The organism is Plasticicumulans sp. (assembly GCF_035331805.1).
Taxonomy (GTDB): domain Bacteria; phylum Pseudomonadota; class Gammaproteobacteria; order Competibacterales; family Competibacteraceae; genus Plasticicumulans.
On the sequence record NZ_DAOLKE010000443.1, the window covers coordinates 1 to 2524 of the forward strand.

The window sequence follows — 2524 nt, forward strand, 5'->3', positions numbered from 1 at the left end:
CCCTCTCCCCTTGCGGGAGAGGGGTCGGGGGAGAGGGGGAGACGCCGGCACTGCGTCCGGACCTTGCCCCCCTCTCCCCAACCCCTCCCCCGCGAGGGGGGAGGGGCTTGTTCGTCAATGCCTTGCCATCGTCCTGATCCATCAGCGCTGCCCGGGCGAAGCCAGAACCCGCCACTGCAGCTTGCGTAGATACCGATGCCTTGCGGGAGAGAAGCCCGGAACAGGATCAGCAAGCCGCCCCGCCTGCCCGCGCTCACGCCACGTCCTCGGCCTCGCGCTCGGCGAGCTGCAGCGCCCAGAGCTGGGCGTAGGCGCCGTTGAACGCGAGCAACTGCTCGTGCCGGCCGCGCTCGACGATGCGGCCGTGATCGAGCACGAGGATTTCGTCGGCATCCACAATCGTCGACAGCCGGTGCGCGATCGCGAGCGTGGTCACGCCCTGTGCTGCGGTGCGCAGCGCCGCGAGGATCGCCTGCTCGGCGCGCGTGTCGAGGCTGGAGGTCGCCTCGTCGAAGATCAGCACGCGCGGGCGTTTGAGCACCGCGCGCGCGATCGCGACGCGCTGCTTCTCGCCGCCCGAGAGCTTCAGGCCGCGCTCGCCGACGATGGTGTCCAGCCCCTGCGGCAGCTCGGCGACGAAGGCTTCGAGCTGCGCGAGGCGCACGGCCGCGTGCAGCTCGGCATCGGTGGCGTCGGGCCGGGCATAGCGCAGGTTGTATTCGAGCGTGGCGTTGAAGAGCACCGTGTCCTGCGGAACGATGCCGATCGCGGCGCGCAGCGAGGCCTGCGTGAGCGTGCGCACGTCCTGACCGTCGAGGCTCACCTGCCCGCCCTGCACGTCGTAGAAGCGGAACAGCAGCCGCGCCAGCGTCGACTTGCCGGCCCCGCTCGCGCCGACCACCGCCAGCCGCCGGCCCGGCGCAACGGTAAAACTCACGTCGTGCAGGATCGGGCGCTCGGGCGTGTAGGCGAAGCTCACGTGCTCGAAGCGCAGCTCGCCGGGGCCGGGGACGAGGGTGCGGGCATCGGCGGCATCGCGGATCTCGGGCGTGGTGTCGAGCAGGCGCACGAGCTGGTCCATGTCGGCGAGCGCGTAGCGCACCATCCGGTAGACGACGCCGAGGAAGTTCAGCGGCACGAACAGCTGCAGCAGGAAGGCATTCACCAGCACCAGATCGCCGAGGCTCATGCGCCCGCCGGCGACCTCGTGTGCGGCGTAGACCATGATCGACGTGAGTCCGAGCGCGATGATCGCGCCCTGACCGAAGTTCAGCAGCGACAGCGAGGTCTGCGAGGCGAGCGCCGCGCGCTCCCAGCCGGCCAGCGTGCCGTCGCAGCGCGCGATCTCCAGACGCTCGTTGCCGAAGTACTTGACCGTCTCGTAGTTGATCAGGCTGTCGACGGCCTCGTTCTGGGCCTGCGATTCCAGCCGGTTCATGTCGTGGCGGTGCTCGATGCGCCAGTGCGTGACCGCCAGCGTGAAGCCGACGTAGACGGCGATCGACGCGAGGATGATGCCGCCGAAGGCCGGCGCGTAGTTCACGAACAGCACGATGCAGACCAGCGCCAGCTCGACCAGCGCCGGCAGGATGCTGAACACGAGGTAATTGAGCAGCGTCGACAGCGACTGCGAACCGCGCTGCAGGTCGCGGGCGATGGCACCGGTCTGACGTTCCAGGTGGAAGCGCAGGCTCAGCGCGTGCAGGTGTTCGAGCGTGCGCAGCGTGATGCGCCGGATCGCGCGGTAGCGCACGGCCGCGAACAGCACGTCGCGCAGCTCGTTGAAGGCGGTGGCCGCGAGCTTCAGCACGCCGTAGCCGGCCAGCAGCCCCAGCGGCAGCGCCAGCGTCGCGTGGCGGCTGGCATCGAGCGCATCGACGAGCTGCTTCAGCAGCAGCGGCACGCCGATGCCGGCGAGCTTGGCGGCGAGCAGGCAGCCGAGCGCGACCAGCACGCGGCCGCGGAATTCCCACAGATACGGCGCCAGCGCGCGCAGGTTGTGGCTGAGCGGCCGTTCGCTGCCCGGCAGTTCGGTGTGGCGCCCGTGCGGGGCGGAAGAAAACATCATGGGCGGCGGCAACTCGCGGTGCAGCATGCACGGCGCTCGCCGGGGCGCCGCGCCTGCGGGCCGCGTGCGCCGGTCACGCGATGATGTTCGGGATCAGCTGGTCCTCGATCTTGGCGATCGCGTCCTTCAGCGCCAGCTTGCGCTTCTTCAGACGGGTCAGCTGCATCTGGTCGACGTAGCGGCCCTGAACGGGCAGCTGCGCGATCACGTCATCGAGATCGCGATGCTCGACCTTCAGCGCCGCGAGGCGCAGTTCCAGCGCCTGGCGTTCGTCATCGTTCATGGCCTGATTCCCCCGCGCTCGTCCCGGAGACCGGACAAACGGCGGGAGAATATCAGAGCCGGCGGCGACGCGACCGATGCGTTCCGCGGCGGCAGCGCAAGCGGCGCGACACGACGCCGGATCGTGCGCGCCCGCGTCGTTTTCCCTGCCGCAACGCTTCGCTTTTCAGCCCC

Annotated in this window: 2 protein-coding genes; both read right to left on the reverse strand. The window is 69.9% G+C overall.

Going from position 1 to position 2524, the window contains the following annotated elements; genetic code table 11:
* Window positions 1–253: 253 nt before the first annotated feature.
* On the reverse strand, window positions 254–2068 hold the full coding sequence (locus tag PKE44_RS18130; protein ID WP_324554045.1) for an ABC transporter ATP-binding protein/permease: 1815 nt from the start codon (window positions 2066–2068) through the stop codon (window positions 254–256).
* Between the two features lie 73 nt (window positions 2069–2141).
* A complete protein-coding gene (locus PKE44_RS18135) occupies window positions 2142–2351 on the reverse strand; it encodes a DUF465 domain-containing protein (protein WP_324554047.1) in 210 nt (69 codons plus the stop codon).
* Between the last annotated feature and the right edge of the window lie 173 nt (window positions 2352–2524).

Coding starts and splice junctions, on each gene's coding strand:
- PKE44_RS18130 (WP_324554045.1), bottom strand. CDS start 2,068: ATGATGTTTTCTTCCGCCCCGCACGGGCGCCACACCGAACTGCCGGGC.
- PKE44_RS18135 (WP_324554047.1), bottom strand. CDS start 2,351: ATGAACGATGACGAACGCCAGGCGCTGGAACTGCGCCTCGCGGCGCTG.